15 protein-coding genes and 1 pseudogene are annotated in these 14,620 nt (G+C 75.6%); 11 read left to right on the forward strand and 5 right to left on the reverse strand.

What is annotated here, in order from left to right:
* Nucleotides 1–11 precede the first annotated feature (11 nt).
* Nucleotides 12–779, forward strand: a complete 768-nt coding sequence (locus tag FSW04_RS19380) for a methyltransferase (protein ID WP_187368926.1) — start codon at nt 12–14, stop codon at nt 777–779.
* Nucleotides 780–842: 63 nt separating this feature from the next.
* On the opposite strand, the gene FSW04_RS19385 is transcribed toward FSW04_RS19380, so the two are convergent.
* Nucleotides 843–1,508, reverse strand: a complete 666-nt coding sequence (locus FSW04_RS19385) for a hypothetical protein (RefSeq protein ID WP_146921883.1) — start codon at nt 1,506–1,508, stop codon at nt 843–845.
* A gap of 37 nt (nt 1,509–1,545) precedes the next feature.
* Here FSW04_RS19385 and FSW04_RS19390 point away from each other — a divergent pair, with 37 nt between their 5' ends.
* The gene (locus FSW04_RS19390; RefSeq protein ID WP_146921884.1) at nt 1,546–1,740 is read left to right on the forward strand and encodes a hypothetical protein; all 195 of its coding nucleotides are present in this window, start codon (nt 1,546–1,548) and stop codon (nt 1,738–1,740) included.
* Here FSW04_RS19390 and FSW04_RS19395 read toward each other — a convergent pair.
* On the reverse strand, nt 1,715–2,161 hold the full coding sequence (locus FSW04_RS19395; RefSeq protein WP_146921885.1) for an SRPBCC family protein: 447 nt from the start codon (nt 2,159–2,161) through the stop codon (nt 1,715–1,717). The two genes, FSW04_RS19390 and FSW04_RS19395, sit on opposite strands and share 26 nt — an antisense overlap.
* Before the next feature lie 52 nt (nt 2,162–2,213).
* Here FSW04_RS19395 and FSW04_RS19400 point away from each other — a divergent pair, with 52 nt between their 5' ends.
* A complete protein-coding gene (locus FSW04_RS19400) occupies nt 2,214–2,630 on the forward strand; it encodes a MarR family winged helix-turn-helix transcriptional regulator (protein WP_146921886.1) in 417 nt (138 codons plus the stop codon).
* 4 nt (nt 2,631–2,634) lie between these two features.
* On the opposite strand, the gene FSW04_RS19405 is transcribed toward FSW04_RS19400, so the two are convergent.
* The 3 genes and pseudogenes from FSW04_RS19405 to FSW04_RS28675 all read right to left on the reverse strand — a co-directional run.
* Nucleotides 2,635–4,263: an FG-GAP repeat domain-containing protein gene (locus FSW04_RS19405; RefSeq protein ID WP_146921887.1), complete on the reverse strand. Its 1,629-nt coding sequence runs from the start codon at nt 4,261–4,263 to the stop codon at nt 2,635–2,637.
* Nucleotides 4,264–4,323: 60 nt separating this feature from the next.
* Nucleotides 4,324–5,988: an NHL repeat-containing protein gene (locus FSW04_RS19410; RefSeq protein ID WP_146921888.1), complete on the reverse strand. Its 1,665-nt coding sequence runs from the start codon at nt 5,986–5,988 to the stop codon at nt 4,324–4,326.
* 581 nt (nt 5,989–6,569) lie between these two features.
* A pseudogene (locus FSW04_RS28675) lies at nt 6,570–7,214 on the reverse strand (hypothetical protein); the annotation flags it as partial.
* Between FSW04_RS28675 and FSW04_RS26350 the strand changes: the two are divergent.
* From FSW04_RS26350 to FSW04_RS19450, 8 genes are all read left to right on the forward strand, one after another.
* Complete coding sequence (locus FSW04_RS26350) at nt 7,134–7,496, forward strand: nuclear transport factor 2-like protein (protein WP_187368928.1); 363 nt, start codon at nt 7,134–7,136, stop codon at nt 7,494–7,496. The pseudogene FSW04_RS28675 and the gene FSW04_RS26350 sit on opposite strands and share 81 nt — an antisense overlap.
* Nucleotides 7,497–7,589: 93 nt before the next feature.
* Entirely contained in the window at nt 7,590–9,200 is a 1,611-nt protein-coding gene (locus FSW04_RS19420) for a methylmalonyl-CoA mutase family protein (protein ID WP_146921890.1), read from the forward strand.
* Complete coding sequence (locus FSW04_RS19425) at nt 9,197–9,625, forward strand: cobalamin B12-binding domain-containing protein (RefSeq protein WP_146921891.1); 429 nt, start codon at nt 9,197–9,199, stop codon at nt 9,623–9,625. Before FSW04_RS19420 ends, FSW04_RS19425 begins: the two co-directional genes overlap by 4 nt.
* 4 nt (nt 9,626–9,629) lie before the next feature.
* Entirely contained in the window at nt 9,630–9,965 is a 336-nt protein-coding gene (locus FSW04_RS19430; RefSeq protein WP_146921892.1) for a DUF4286 family protein, read from the forward strand.
* A 10-nt stretch (nt 9,966–9,975) separates the two neighbouring features.
* Nucleotides 9,976–10,734, forward strand: coding sequence for an acylphosphatase (locus FSW04_RS19435; protein ID WP_146921893.1), 759 nt, complete (start codon nt 9,976–9,978; stop codon nt 10,732–10,734).
* 44 nt (nt 10,735–10,778) lie between these two features.
* Nucleotides 10,779–11,264, forward strand: a complete 486-nt coding sequence (locus FSW04_RS19440) for a VOC family protein (RefSeq protein ID WP_146921894.1) — start codon at nt 10,779–10,781, stop codon at nt 11,262–11,264.
* Nucleotides 11,265–11,364: 100 nt separating this feature from the next.
* On the forward strand, nt 11,365–12,747 hold the full coding sequence (locus tag FSW04_RS19445) for a hypothetical protein (RefSeq protein WP_146921895.1): 1,383 nt from the start codon (nt 11,365–11,367) through the stop codon (nt 12,745–12,747).
* A 50-nt stretch (nt 12,748–12,797) separates the two neighbouring features.
* Nucleotides 12,798–14,474, forward strand: a complete 1,677-nt coding sequence (locus tag FSW04_RS19450) for a class I adenylate-forming enzyme family protein (protein ID WP_146921896.1) — start codon at nt 12,798–12,800, stop codon at nt 14,472–14,474.
* Nucleotides 14,475–14,620 lie beyond the last annotated feature (146 nt).

The following is a 14,620-nucleotide window of genomic DNA, read 5'->3' on the forward strand; positions in this document are numbered from 1 at the left end:
GCGGGGCGCCGGTGCCCGGCGACCTCGCCGGGCTGACCACGCTGCTGGAGGGCGCCGGGTTCGTGGCCGCGGGCGAGGAGGCCGAGGAGCTGCTGGTCGCCGCCGGCGGCGACCACGCGTGCCTCGCCGCGCTCGTGGCGCGGCGCCTGACGGGCGAGCCGCTGGCGTGGATCACCGGCACCGTCGTGTTCTGCGACCTGGTCCTCCGGGTCGACCCGGGCGTCTACGTCCCGCGCTGGCAGACCGAGCCGCTCGCACTGCGCGCCGCCCGGCGGCTGCCCGCCGACGGGACGGCGATCGACCTGTGCACGGGCGCGGGCGCCGTCGCGCGCACGCTCACCGACCGCCGCCCCGGGGCGCGCGTCGTGGCCTGCGACGTCGACGAGCGCGCGGTGGCGTGCGCCCGCTCCAACGGCGTCGACGCCCTGCACGGCGACCTGTTCGACGCGCTGCCCGCGGCACTCCTGGGCACGGCCGACGTCGTCGTCGCCGTCGTGCCCTACGTCCCCACCCCCGAGCTCGCCCTGCTGCAGCGCGACACCTTCACGTTCGAGTCGGCCCGCTCCTACGACGGCGGGGCCGACGGGACCGACGTGCTGCGCCGCGTGCTGGCCGGCGCCCCGCGCTTCCTGCGCCGCGGGGGCGCCCTGCTGCTCGAGCTGGGCGGCGACCAGGCCGACATCCTGGCCGGCGACCTGGCGCGGCTGGGCTACGCCGACGTCGTGGTCCTCGCCGACGAGGACGGCGACGTGCGCGGCATCGAGGCGACGCTGGCCTGAGCGGTCGCCCGCCGCGGCGGTCAGGGGCGCCGGCCACGGCGGCCAGCTCGGCCTCGGCCTCGGTCATCGCGTGCCCGTGCCGGCCACGAGGATCGCCAGGCCCGTCCCCGCGACCCCGAGCAGGGACTGCAGCGCGACGGTGACCGCCCCGACGGCCGTGACCACGAGCGCGCCGAGCAGGGCCGGCCCCAGCCACGGGCCCGGGAGGTCGCCGATGCCCTTGGCGACGAGCGTCCCGCCAATCCCGGCCACGAGCCCGACGGTCGCCCGCGCGCCCAGCCGCAGCGCGGTCTGGGGGCGCCCGATCCGGGTGCCGAACGTCAGGCCGAACAGGGTCGCGCCGAGGTAGCCGGCGATGACCCAGCCCACGACGGTGTAGAAGCTCACCAGCCCGAGGCCGTCGGCGGCGATCGAGATCTCGTGCGCGGCTGGGGCGTGCAGGGCGCCGGCGTAGGAGGAGCGCAAGAGCGAGAGCAGGCCGGCGAGCCGGTGGCCCACCGCGCCGCCGGCCACGACGCCGCGCTCGCGCGGGTCGCCCCGGCGCACCGGGCCCATCTCGATCGTGGACCGCCGCCCGTCGCCGCAGACCTCCAGGGCCGAGTGGTACAGGTCGAGGGCGGGCCGGTGCTCGCGCCAGGCCACCAGCCGCTCGTAGACCCGTCCGTTGAGCCGGACGGAGTGGCCGCCCGCGCCGAGCGGCAGCCAGTACAGGTCCACGGCGGCGGGCACGTGGCCACCCTACGGCGCGGCGGGGTAGCCTCGGCCCATGTGCCCGATCCCCGGTGAGCCGCTGGAGCCCAAGCCGCAGGAGCTGACGACGAGCGACGGGCGCCGCTACAAGCTGAAGATCCCCGGGCTCCCGCCGCCGGCCCGGCCGCGCGGCGGCGAGGAGCGGGGCGTCGAGGAGCCGCCCCGCGACGACCCGCGGCCGCCGGTCAACCCGGGGCACGCGGGCTTCTGAGACGCCCCCAGGCGCCGGCCGCCGCCTCGCTGAGGGCTCGCACCGCCTCCAGCTCGGTCTCGACGGTGGCCATCTGGCCCGCGACCGCCTCCTCCGGCGTAGCCCCGGGGAAGAGCAGCGTGAACAGCAGCTCGCTGCCCTGCTCGTTGGGGAGCACGCGCAGGAACGCGCCGCTCGGGGGATCGGCCGGGCGCAGGATGTCGACCGTCCCCAGCTCCCGCGCGACCCGCAGCCGGATGCGGAACTCGGCCGCCCCGCCGTCGACGAGCCACCCGTCCCCGTCGCGGCGCGCGGCGCGCGCGAACGCCGGCGCCCACTCGGGGAGCCGGCCGCCGTCGGCCACCACGCCGAGCACCGCCTCGGGCGGTGCGGCGATCGAGATGCTGCGGGTCTCGGCCCGCCCGGTCGTGAACGTATGCACGAATAGATGATCTGCAGGAGCAGACTATCTGTCAAGGCGTAGAGTCCACCGGATGGAGCGTGAGGACCTGGGCGCCCTGTTCGCGCGCATCACCCGCCGGCTCATCGAGGCCGAGCGGCCGCTGCTGGAGGCTCGCGGGCTGTCCATGTGGGGCTACGTCGTGCTGTCGCACCTGTCGCACCGGCCCGCCTCGACCCAGCTGGCCCTCGCCCGCGCCATCGGCTACGACAAGACCCGGCTCATCGGCGTGCTCGACGACCTCGAGCGCGACGGCCTCGTGACGCGCGTACCCGACCCCGCCGACCGGCGGGCCCGCATCGTCGAGCTCACCCCCGCCGGCCGCGACCGCCACCGCGACGCCCGCGACGACATCGGCGCGATGGAGGACGCCTTCCTCGGCGCGCTCAGCGACGGCCGCCGGGCCGCGCTGCGCCGGACGCTGGCGCAGCTGGCGGCCGAGGGCGAGTGAGCGCTCAGCAGGTCTTGGCCGGCAGCGTCTTGCCGACCGGCACGCAGCGGGTCTTCTCCGTGAACGGGTCGGCCGCGGCGCGGCGGATCGCGGAGGCGCTCTTGCCGTAGCGGCGCACGGTGCGCGACAGCACCTGCCCGACGTACCCGGGCTTGGTGATGGTGATGGAGAACGTGGCGCCGCGGCGCAGGCGCTTGTTGCGCAGGCCCGTCACCGTCACCTTGGTGCCCTTGACGGTGAGCTTCTTGAGCTTGGACTTGAGCTTGCACGTGGCGCAGGACACGCGGACCGTCGTGCCCGCCGGGATCTCGCTGAGGACCGCGGAGGTGAGCGTCACGGCGCGCGAGCTCACGAGCCAGGACAGCCGTAGGTGGGCCTTGATGCGCTTGGCCGTCGCGGAGATCGGGGTGGCGATCGGCGTCGGCCCCGGCGCCCCGGGCAGGATCGTGGGAGGCGTGGGGGTGCCCGCCGGGTCCGGAGTGGTGTTGAGCAGGACGCTCAGGTTGGCCGTGTCCTCGTTCGCGCTGACGATGTCGGTCTTGCCGTCACCGTTGATGTCGGCCGCGTCGATGCGGGATGCCGCGCCGGCAGTCGGGAGCGGCGAGCTTGGATCGGGTGTGAAGCCACCCGCAGCATTTCGTAGGAGCACCGACACGTTGCGGGAGCCGTGGTTGGCGATCGCGATGTCGGGGCGGCCGTCATGGTTGAAGTCGGCTGCGACGACACCCCGCGGGTCGCTTCCGACGTCGAACGGCGTCCCGGCCTCCTCTGCGAATCCTCCGCTCGCCTTGCGCAGCAGGATCGAGACCTGGTTGATGTTGAACTTGGTCACCGCGAGATCCGGGCGCCCGTCGCCGTTGAAGTCGGCCGCGACGATGCCTCTGGAGTGGCCGGGCACCGTGATGTCGCCCTCGGAGGAGAAGTTGCCGCTCCCTTGGCCGAGCAGGACGCTCACCGAGTCAGAGACCAGGTTCGCGGTGGCGATATCGGGCTTACCGTCGCCGTTGAAGTCCGCGATCGTCAGGTCCTCGGGAGAGGCGCCCGTCGCGGGAGCAGGCCCGATGCCGAACGACCCGCCCACGCCGCGGACCAGGATCGAGACCTTGTTCGCAGACTCCTTCGTCGTGGCCAGATCGGGACGCCCGTCGCCCGTGAAATCCGCGGCGGCGACCGCCGTGCTGTGCCCCGCCACGGTGATGTCGCCCTCTGAGGTGAACCCGCCTCCGGGCTGGCGGAGCAGGCTGCTCACCGAGTCGGCGTTGTAGTTGCCGACGGCCAGGTCCGGTCGGCCGTCACCGTTGAAGTCGGCCACGGTCATCGCGTCCGGCAGCGTCCCGACGGCGAAGGGCGAACCGAACTCGCTGGCAAATCCCCCGGTCGGCTGGCGAAGGAGCACCGACACGTTGGCGGCGCCGTTGTTGACGTCGGCCAGGTCGGTGCGGCCGTCGGCGTTGAAGTCGGCCGCCACGACGTCCGCCGGCACGCTGCCCGCGCCGAACGGCGACCCCACGTCCTGCGTGAACGAGGCGGACGCGGGTCCGGCCGCGGTCAGCGCGAGAGCCAGCCCGGTCCCCGCGATCGTGATCCGGCGCCGCGGTCGTGCCTGCCCCTGCCGACGGTCGTTGTGCCTCATGCTCGCCAAGCATCTCCGGGCGGCGTCGCGAACGCAACCGATCCGACCGCTGCGGTCCGCTCAGCGGGTGACGCGGAACGCCACGGTGCGGGGCCCGACGCGGTTGCCCTGGGCGTCGCGGGCGGTGACGGCCAGGCGATGCGATCCCGGGTGCAGCCGGCGGCCGGCGAACACCGTCGTCAGCGTGAAGCGCACCGTGGTCGTGGTCGCGCGCAGCGTCCGGGTGGCGGGCAGCGCGACGAACCGGGTGCAGGAGGCGCCGCGGCGGTTCGCGCGCGACGGGGCACGGCACGACGACCCCTGCCGCCGGCCCGGGCGACCCACCTGGACGGCGACGGTCAGCGTCGCTGGCCGCGTCAGCGTCACGGTCGCGGTGGCCCGCGTCGCCCGCCGGTCCGCGCGCCGGCGCGCCGCCGGGCGCGTGCCGTGCAGGCGGTGGGTCGACAGGCGCACGCTGCGCAGCACCACGGGAGGCGGCGGGGCCGGCGCCGGCGGGGCGGTTGCGGGCGGCGGGGGCGCCGGGGCGAACGCCGCGCCGACGGCCGCGTCGCCGGCGCCCATCGTCAGCGCGCACGTCGGGGCCGCGCCCGCCGGGGCGCACGCGCCCGACCACGAGGCCAGGACCGCGCCGGCCGCCGGCCGCGCCGTGAGCGTCACGACCCGCCCGGCCCCGTAGCGCTGCCGGCAGTCGGTGACGCAGGCGATGCCCGGGAGATCGCTGACGACCGTCCCGAGCGCGGGGCGGTCGATGCCGACCTGCAGCGTCGGGGGCGCCGGGACGGGGTGGCCGGGGGCGTCCAGGCGCAGGACCCGGTCGTTGCCGGTGTCGGCGACAAGCAGCGCGCCGCCGTCGGCGCTGAAGGCCAGGCCCGCCGGCTCGATGACCTGCGCGTCGCCCGTGCCCTCCGTGAGCAGCGTGTCCCACGCGCGGGCGCCCCCGCCGGCCGGCGTGCCGCGCACGACGCGGGCGCCCGCCGCCGTGCCCGGGCGCCGCTCGGCCACGACGAGCGTGCCGTCGGCGGGGCTGACGGCCAGGCCCGCCGGGTGGTCCCAGGTCGCGCTGCCGCCCGGCCCGGTGATCGCGGTGCCGGTCGCGGCGTCGCTCACGGAGGTGTCGTCGGCGACGTAGGTCGTGCCGTCGGCGGCGACGGCCACCGCGGCGGGGTGCGACAGCCCCGCGCGCACGACGCTCGTGGTGCCGTCGGGCACGACGCGCAGCAGCCGCCCGCCGTCGGTGTCCGTGACCAGCGCGCCGCCGCCCGGGGCCGCCGCGATCGCCGCCGGGGTGCCGATGCCGGCGCCGGCGGTCAGCAGGACCGCGCCGTCGGGACCGAGCTCGACCACGCGGTCGTTGCCGGTGTCGGCGACCCACAGGTCGCCGGCGGCGTCGTAGGCGACGCCCGCGGGCAGGGAGAACTGGCCGGCGGCGGAGCCCTGCGTCGCGAAGCCCGTGGTCGCGCTGACCTGGCCGCGCTGGCCGGCGAACGTGCCGTCGGGGGCGTAGAGCGCGATGCGCTGGTCGAAGCTGTCGGCCACCGCGACGCCGCCGTCGGGTCCGAACGCCACGCCCCGCGGGCGCGTGACGTAGCCCGGGCCGCGGCCCGCGATCCCCCATGCGGCGGTGATCGTGCCGCCCGCGTCGAAGGCCTGGACGCGGTTGTTGGCCGTGTCGGCCGCCACGACGCCGCCGCCCGGCGTGCCGGCCAGCGCGCCGACCGAGCGCACGACCTCGAAGTTCCCCAGGCCGGGCCCGTAGCCCGCGCGTCCGAAGGTGGCCAGGAACCCGAGGCTGCCGGCGTCGAAGACGTCGACGCGGTTGTTAGGTTGTCGGCGACGTAGAGCAGGGAGCGGTCGTCGACGGCGACGTCGTAGGGGTTCTGGAACTGCCCGGGACCCGTGCCGAACGTCCCGACGCCGCCGAGCTGGGCCAGCGTGACCGGGTCCAGGACGAGCACGCGGTGGTGGTCGTCGTCGGCGATGTAGAGGCGCGTGGCGGCCGGGTCCAGCGCGACGCCCTGAGGAGCGGCCAGGTCCACGTCGGCGCCGCTGAGCTGCGGCGGGCCCGCCGGCGTCAGCGTCGTGGGGTCGAGCACGAAGCGCTCGATGCGGTCGTGGCCCTGGTCGGCGACGTAGACGACCGGCGCGGCCCCCGCCGCGGGCTGGGCGACGGCGAGGCCGCTCGCGCTGATCCCCGCGCCGGTCGACGGATCGCCGCCGACCAGGTCGAAGACCGAGCTGTCGCCGAAGCTCGCCAGGTGGCGGCCGTCGTCGGCGGCGAAGACCTGGACGCGTTCGTTCTCGGCGTCGAGCACGTAGAGGTGGCCCGAGCGGTCGACGGCCAGGCCGCCGACCACCCCCAGCCGGCCGTCCTCGCGGCGCGCCGCGCGGCCGCCGAGGCGCAGGCGCGGGAACCCGTCGGCCGTGAAGGCCTGCACGACGCCCGAGTACTGGTCGGCGACGAAGACGGTGCCCCCGCCCGGGCTGACGGCGACGGCCTGCGGGAAGCGGAACACCCCGTCGCCGTTGGGCGGCTCGCCCACGACCGATGGGGTCAGCGCGGGCGGGGCCGCGACCGCCGGGACCGCGACGAGCGCCGCCAGCACGGCGACGCCCGCGAGCAGCGCGGCGAGGGCGCGGCGGTGGGCGGCGACGACGACGATGGGTCCCAGCATGCAGGACCGGCAGCGTGCGCGGGGCCCGGAAGGTGACGGCGGCGCGCCCCGGACGCGCCGTGGGTCGCGTCGAGTGTCCATAGGACGCTGGATTCGACCCAGAGTCCCGCGGGCGCCCGTCGCGCCGATGAGCCCGCCGCCGCCGCGGCGTCCATGCTGCGAGGACCCTGCATCCCCCGACGACCAGGAGGACCGATCATGCCGCAGGACCGGCTCGCGATCGTCCGCGACTGCTACCGCGCCTTCGAGACCGGCGAGCGCGATCTCGTCGAGCGCCATCTCTCCCCCGGCTTCCGGTTCTCGGCGCCTCCGGACGTCGGCATCGACCGCGACACCTACTTCGAGCGCTGCTGGGCCAACGCCGACACCACCGCCGCCTTCGACTTCGTCCGCCTCGCCGCGGTCGACGACGAGGTCCTCGTGACCTACGAGGCCACCCGCAACGACGGGACGCGGTTTCGCAACACCGAGATCTTCGGCTTCGACGGCGACGCGGTCAGCCGCGTCGAGGTCTACTTCGGCTGGGACCTCGAGGCCGCCGAGCGGCCGCCGCATCCGTAGTCGGCCACGCCCGCGGTCCGCAGGATCCGCGGATGCGCCCCCCGTCGGAGCCCGGTTGACTGCGGGAGACCCGGGACGACGAGGAGCGCGACCATGACCGACGTGAGCATCGACACCGAACGGCCGCTCTTCTACCGGCCCGAGGACGCCGCCGTCGACTACGACCGCCAGCTCGGGGACCCGGGCGAGTACCCGTTCACGCGCGGCACGCGGCGGCCCGTCCCCCGCTCGGCCGGCGGCGACGCCGCGGGCATCGTGCGCGAGCTGTCGGGCGAGGGCTCGGCCGAGCGCTCCAACGAGCAGTTCCGCTACCTGCTGGCCCACGGCGCCACGGGCCTCGACGTCATCGGCGACGCGCCGACGATGGCCAACATGGACCCCGACCACCCCTTCTCGCGCCACGCCGTCGGCAACCAGGGCGTGTCGCTGTGCCGCGCCGACGACTACCGCCGCCTCTACCAGGACATCCCGATCGGCGAGGTCAGCATCTCGCACTCGCTGCCCTACGGGTTCGCGATCGCCGGCATCTCCATCGCCGCCCGCGCCCACGGCGTGGCGCCGGAGACCATCCGCGGCTCCACGATCCTGGCCCCGCTGTTCTCCGAGGACACGTGCTACTCGTCGAACCTGCCCGTCGAGCTGCACATGCGCATGGCCACCGACTCCATCGCCTTCGCCGCGCAGCACATGCCCAAGTTCCATGCCTTCGTCGAGGACACGTACTACATCAGCGACGGCAGCGTGGGCATCGTCGACGAGATGGCGCTCGGCTTCGTCGAGCTGCGCGAGGTCGTCCGCCGGCTCGTCGCGCGCGGCGTCGACGTCGACGCGTTCGCCCCGCGGATCGCGCTGCTCGTCAACTGCGGCATGGACGTCTTCGGCGAGATCGCCAAGATCCGCGCGTCCCGCCGCCTGTACGCGCGGATGATGCGCGAGGAGTTCGGGGCCAAGGACCCGCGCTCGCTGGCCATCAACGTCGCCGCCCACACCTCCGGCGCGACGATGACCTCGGCGCAGCTGACCAACAACATCGTCCGCGGCGCGGTGCAGACCGTCGCGCTGCACATGGCCGGCGTACGCGCGATGGAGATCTCGGCCTTCGACGAGGCGATCCGCACGCCGTCGCGCGACGCCCACATCATCGGGCTGCGCACCCAGCAGGTCGTCGCGCAGGAGACGGGGATCGACGACGTGGCCGATCCGCTCGGCGGCTCGTACTACGTCGAGGCGCTCACGGACCGGCTCGAGGCCCGCATCGAGGAGCGCATCCGCGTCATCGAGGACCTCGACGACGTCGTCGCGCTCGCCGACCAGGGGTTCTTCCGGGCGATCTTCGCCGAGGCGATGGTCGATCGCGCGCGGGAGGTCGACGAGGGCACGCGCCCGGTCGTCGGGGTCAATGTCCACCGGATGCCGCTCGAGGAGGACCAGCTCCTGCGCGACCTGGCCGAGCGCCGCATCGAGCCCTGCTACGACATCGTCGACGACGTCGCCGCGTGGAAGGCGCGGCGCGACATGCCCGTGGTGCTCGCGGCCCTGGACGACCTCGAGCGCACCGGCCGCGACCGCGACGCCAACGTCATCCCCGCCGTCATCGCCGCGCTGGAGGCCGAGGCCTCGATGGGCGAGTGCATCGGCGTGCTGCGGGAGACCTACGACGCGCCCTACGACCCGCTCGACGCGACGACCCGGCCCGGCCGATGAGCGCGCCCGCCCGCATCCGCGTGCTGGTCACCGTCCTGGGACTCGACCAGCACGAGGCCGGCGCCCTGGCGGTGGTCCGCATGCTGCGCGACGCCGGCATGGAGGTCATCTACACCGGGCGCTTCAACACGCCGGAGACGATCGCCGAGGTCGCGCTGCAGGAGGACGTCCAGGTCGTGGGCGTCAGCGCGCACTCGTGGGAGTTCCTGTACTACGCGCCCGACCTCTTCGAGCGCCTCGGCGCGGCCGACCCGCCGATCCCGATCGTGGTCGGCGGCTCGGTCGTCACGGAGGGCGACACCCGGGCCGTGACCGCCCAGGGCCTGCACGTCGTCCGGCCCGGCGCGCCGGAGGCCGAGATCGTCGCCACCTTCCAGCGGCTCGCCCGCGGCGAGGCGCCCCGGCCGGAGGCGGCGGCATACTGACCGCATGCCCCAGGCCGTCTACGTCGTGCTGACCAGCCCGGCCTCGCCCGAGCGCGAGGACGAGTACAACGCCTGGTACGACGACGTCCACCTCCCGGAGGTCACCGCCGTCCCCGGCGTGACGAGCGCACGCCGCTACCGGATGTCTGAGGCCCAGGGCCGGCGCTTCGCCGAGCTGCCCGGCAACCACCGCTACGTCGCCCTCTACCACCTCGACGCCGACGACCTCGCCGGCGTGCTGGACGAGATCGCCGCGCGCGTCGCCGACGGGCGGATCGTCATGAGCGACGCGCTGGGCGCCGACCCCGCGCCGGTCGCCGTCGTCTTCGAGGCCTTCTAGAACCGGGCGCGTGGCACCGGCACGCGGCGCGCGGGCGGCAGGCGGGGCACGGGCTCTCCGGGCCGTCGTCGCGGGCGCCACCGCGCCGGGCGCCGAGGACGTCGCCGATCGCGCCCGGGCGCTGGGGGTCCTGGGCTGGGTGCGCCGCGACGAGGACGCGCTGCGCGTGCACGCCGAAGGCGCGCAGGAGGCCCTGGAGGCGCTCGAGGCGGTCCTGCGCGACGGCGCGGGCGCCGGCGGCGCCGTCGAGGTCGACCGGGTCAAGCCCGAGGGCCACGAGCAGTTCGCGATCCGCGGCGTCAGCGCCGGCGTGTTCGTCGTGCAGGAGCACCAGGCCACCGCGCACCACTTCGACCTGCGCCTGGAGGTCGAGGGCACCATGCGCTCGTGGGCCGTGCCCAAGGGCCCGTCGCTGGACCCCGCGGCCAAGCGCCTGGCCGTCCAGGTCGACGACCATGATCCCGGCCACAACTCGTTCGAGGGCGCCCACGGCGAGGGCGGCGTGATCGTGTGGGACCGCGGGACCTACGAGCAGGGCGGGCGCGTCCCCTGGCCCGAGGCGCTGGAGCGCGGTCACGCGGTGTTCGTCCTGCACGGCGAGAAGCTGCGCGGCGGCTTCGCCCTGCAGCGCACCCGCCCGGGCGCCAAGGCCCAGTGGCTGCTCATCAAGCGCCGCGACGATGACGCCCGCCCGGGCTCCGACGTCGTCGCCGAGGAGCCGCGGTCGGTGCTCAGCGACCGCACGCTCGACGACCTGCTCGCCTCGTGACGCGGCACCGATGAGTTCTCGCCGGCCGCCCCGTCCCGACCACCATGAGGACGAGGATCACCCCCAACCTGTGGTTCGACACCGAGGCCGAGGAGGCCGCCGCCTTCTACGTCTCGGTGTTCGACGACTCCCGCATCGTCAACGTCACGCACTACACCGAGGCGGGCCCACGTCCGGCCGGCATGGTGATGACCGTCGAGTTCGAGCTCGACGGCCAGCGCATCGTCGCCATCAACGGCGGCCCGCAGTTCACGTTCGACGAGGCCATCTCGCTGCAGATCGACTGCGCCGACCAGGCCGAGGTCGACCGCTTCTGGTCGCTGCTGTCCGACGGCGGCCAGGAGGGCCCGTGCGGCTGGCTCAAGGATCGCTACGGGCTGTCCTGGCAGGTCGTCCCCGTCGGCATGGACGAGATGCTCGCCGACCCCGACCCCGAGCGCGTCCGCCGGGCGATGGAGGCGATGTTCACGATGCGCAAGCTCGACCTCGCTGCGCTGCGCGCCGCCGCCGACGGGGTGGCCGCGGGCTGAGCCCGCCGCGGGCCGCGGGCGATCAGGCCGCGGAGCGCCCGCAGCGGCCCGGCGGCCTTGTACGGACGACACTCCGCCGGGCCGGGTCTACGGTCGCCCCGTGATCGATCACGCGCTCCCCCGCCCGGCCGCGGTGCGCCGCCGCGGCCTGCTCGCCGCGAGTGCGCTGCTGGTCGCCGCCGCGGTCGCCGCCGCGCCGGCCGAGGCGGGCGTGAGCACGCCGAAGGTCGTCTCGCCCCGCGGGCTCGTCGTGCAGGAGAGCGCCGTCGGCGCCGGCGGCGGGCGCGTCGCGGTGCTCATGGGCGGCCTGGCGGCCACGGTGCGCGGGTCCGCCGGATCGGTGCAGGCCCGGATCGGGCCGGCCTCCCGCCTGGGGCACCCACAGCGCCTGGGCACCGGCGGGACCGGCCTGCGCGTGGCCGTCGGTGCCGACGGCACGGCGGTGGCGGCCTGGATCACGCACGCGCGAGGCGGCCCCGCCGTGCTGCAGGTCGCCGTCGCCCGGGCGGGACACGGGTTCGGGCGGGCGCAGGCGATCTCCCGCGCCGGGTCGCTGGCACTGGGCGGGGTCGGCGTCACCCCGTCGGGCCGCGCCGCCGTCACGTGGCGCCGCGGCGTGAGCGGCACGCCCGTGCTCCTGGCCGTCGCCGCGCCCGGCGGGGCGTTCGGCGCGCCGCAGCCGCTCGGGACGAGCCGCCAGTACGCCCCGGCGCTGGCGGTCGGCCCCGACGGGACGATCGTCGTCGCCTGGCTGGACACCCCGCCGGCACCCCAGCCGCCGCCGGCCCCGGCGCCGGCGACGCGCACCGCCCGCGTCCTGGCCGTCACGCTGGTCCCGGGCGCGAGCACCGCGACGCCGGCCGCCGAGCTCGGCACGCTCGCGTTCTGGTTCTCGGGCCCGGAGGCCGCCGCCGGCCCGGGCGGCACCGCCGTGACCTGGCGCCAGACCGGGACCGGCAAGCTGCTGTCCTCCCCCTCCGCCCCCGGGGCGTTCGGGACGCCGGTGGCGCTGCCGCCCGCGCCGTACGCGGCCGACCAGGGCGACCACCTCGCCCTGGCGCTGCCCGGCGACGGCACCCAGGTCGCGCTGTGGCGCGAGGTGCGCACCCGCAGCGCCGAGGACCCGACGCCGACCTTCGCCGTCGTCCGCGCGAGCGTCCGGCCCGCCGGCGGCACGTTCGCCGCACCCGTCCGCCTGTCGGCCGCGGGCCGGCTCGCCGGGCCGCCCCAGGCCATCGCGCTGACCGGGCGCACCGTGGCCGCCTGGGCCGAGTCCGGTGGGGCCGCCGCGCGGGTGCGACTGGCCGTGCTGGCCTCCGGCGGCGGCTGGTCGAAGCGCACCGCGCCGGCCGCCCCGGGGATCGATCCCGCGACGCTGGCCGTGGCCGGAACGCCGGGCGCCGCCGCGCTGACGTGGATCGCCCACGCGGGCTCGGGGTCTCGGGAGACCGCTCGGCTGATGCTCGCGGTCTACCACCCGTAGCCGCGGACGGCACGACGCGCCGATCGGTGGACCGGGCTAGCGTTCGCGCGATGAGCGCCTCGCCCGACGATCTGGACGTCACCAGCCTGCGCCACCGCCGCGCGTCGCATCGCTGGGACCGCGTCAGCGTCGGCGACTTCTTCGAGCGGCTGACCTGGAGCTTCCCCGACCGCGAGGCGATCGTCGCACGTCCCGGCGCCTTCGCGCATCCCGTCCACGAGCGCGTCACCTACCGCCGGGCCGACGAGCGCGCCAACCAGGTCGCCAACGCCCTGGCCGCCCGCGGCCTGCAGCCCGGCGACCGCGTCGTGATGGTGTGCGACAACTCCGTCGAGGCCTACCTGTGCAAGATCGGCATCGCCAAGGCCGGCATGACCTGCGTGCCCATCAACCCGATGCTGGCGCCCGACGTCATCGCCCACCTGCTCGGCCTGACCGAGCCGGGCTTCGCGATCGTCGACGCCGAGCTCTGGCCGCGGATGGAGGCGGCCTTCGGCCGGGCCGGCGTCGCGCCCGGGGTCACGATCACCATCGGCGGCGGCCCGGTCGGCGACAGCACGGACTTCCTGGGCTTCGTCGAGGGGATGCCGGTGACCGAGCCCGACGTCGAGATCCACGGCGACGACGTCTGGGAGATCATCTTCACCACGGGCACGACCGCGATGCCCAAGGGCGTGATGATCACGCACACCTACAGCTACTTCACGGCGTACTCGTTCGCGCTGACCCAGACGCGCGGCGTGCCGCTGGAGAGCGACATGCGGCTCTGCGCGTTCCTGCCGCTCATCTTCCACATCGCCGACCAGAGCTTCACGTTCCCCGTATGGGTCAGCGGTGGGACGCTCGTGATGGGCCGGCGCTTCGACGCCGCCGCCGTGGCCGCCGCGATCGACGAGGAGCGGATCACCACGCTGTACGGCGGGTCGCCGGCGATGCTGGCCGACATCGCCGACGCCCTGGAGGCCCGCCCCACGCCGCCGTCGGAGCGCCGCCTGCGCAACGCGATCTACGCCTGGTCGGCCGCGCCGCCCGCGCTCATCGACCGCCTGAAGGCCCTCGTGGGCGGCGAGTTCCTCGGCGTCGGCATCCTGGGCCAGACCGAGGCGATGTCCAGCCACCGCTTCCCCACCGACCAGTTCGAGGAGATCTTCCGCGCGACGGCCCCGGTGCAGAACTACGTCGGCGCGCCCAACCCCATGCTCGCCGCCGACGTCGTCGACGACGAGGGCCGCAGCCTGGCCGGTTCGCCGGGGGTGCCGGGCGAGGTCGTCTACCGCGGACCGGTGATCACCGCCGGCTACTACCGCGACGAGGCCGCCACGCGCGAGGCGTTCCGCGGGGGCTGGTTCCACTCGGGCGACACGTGCGCCTACGACGAGCACGGCCTGCGGATCATGCTCGACCGCTCCAAGGACATCATCAAGAGCGGCGGCGAGAACGTCTCGAGCCTACGGGTCGAGGCCGTGCTCAACGAGCATCCCGCCGTCTCGCGCGCCGCGGTCGTCGGCCTCCCCCACGACCACTGGGGCGAGGCGGTCACCGCGTTCGTCATCCTGCGCCCGGACGGCCGTGCGAGCGCCGACGAGCTCATGGCGTGGGCGCGGGAGCGCCTGGCCGGCTTCGAGTCGCCCAAGGGCGTCGTGTTCGTCGACGAGCTGCCGCTGGCCGTCGGGGGCAAGATCCTGAAGTACAAGCTGCGCGCCGAGCACGCGGCGCACTACGGCTGAGGCGCCGTGCGCCGGCGCCCCGGTCACCGGGGGACCGCGCGGTACGGCACGCCGGCGCAGGACCGCCACGGCTCGCTGACCTACGAGCCCGGGCACGCGTGGACGCGCTACGCCGGCTCGTGGCAGTGGAGCGCTCAGGCCGGCCC

The organism is Baekduia soli, from assembly GCF_007970665.1.
GTDB classification, from domain to species: domain Bacteria; phylum Actinomycetota; class Thermoleophilia; order Solirubrobacterales; family Solirubrobacteraceae; genus Baekduia; species Baekduia soli.

Coding starts and splice junctions, on each gene's coding strand:
- FSW04_RS19405 (WP_146921887.1), bottom strand. CDS start 4,263: ATGAGGCACAACGACCGTCGGCAGGGGCAGGCACGACCGCGGCGCCGG.
- FSW04_RS19425 (WP_146921891.1), top strand. CDS start 9,197: ATGAGCGCGCCCGCCCGCATCCGCGTGCTGGTCACCGTCCTGGGACTC.
- FSW04_RS19420 (WP_146921890.1), top strand. CDS start 7,590: ATGACCGACGTGAGCATCGACACCGAACGGCCGCTCTTCTACCGGCCC.
- FSW04_RS19400 (WP_146921886.1), top strand. CDS start 2,214: ATGGAGCGTGAGGACCTGGGCGCCCTGTTCGCGCGCATCACCCGCCGG.
- FSW04_RS19450 (WP_146921896.1), top strand. CDS start 12,798: ATGAGCGCCTCGCCCGACGATCTGGACGTCACCAGCCTGCGCCACCGC.
- FSW04_RS19390 (WP_146921884.1), top strand. CDS start 1,546: ATGTGCCCGATCCCCGGTGAGCCGCTGGAGCCCAAGCCGCAGGAGCTG.
- FSW04_RS26350 (WP_187368928.1), top strand. CDS start 7,134: ATGCCGCAGGACCGGCTCGCGATCGTCCGCGACTGCTACCGCGCCTTC.
- FSW04_RS19430 (WP_146921892.1), top strand. CDS start 9,630: ATGCCCCAGGCCGTCTACGTCGTGCTGACCAGCCCGGCCTCGCCCGAG.
- FSW04_RS19440 (WP_146921894.1), top strand. CDS start 10,779: ATGAGGACGAGGATCACCCCCAACCTGTGGTTCGACACCGAGGCCGAG.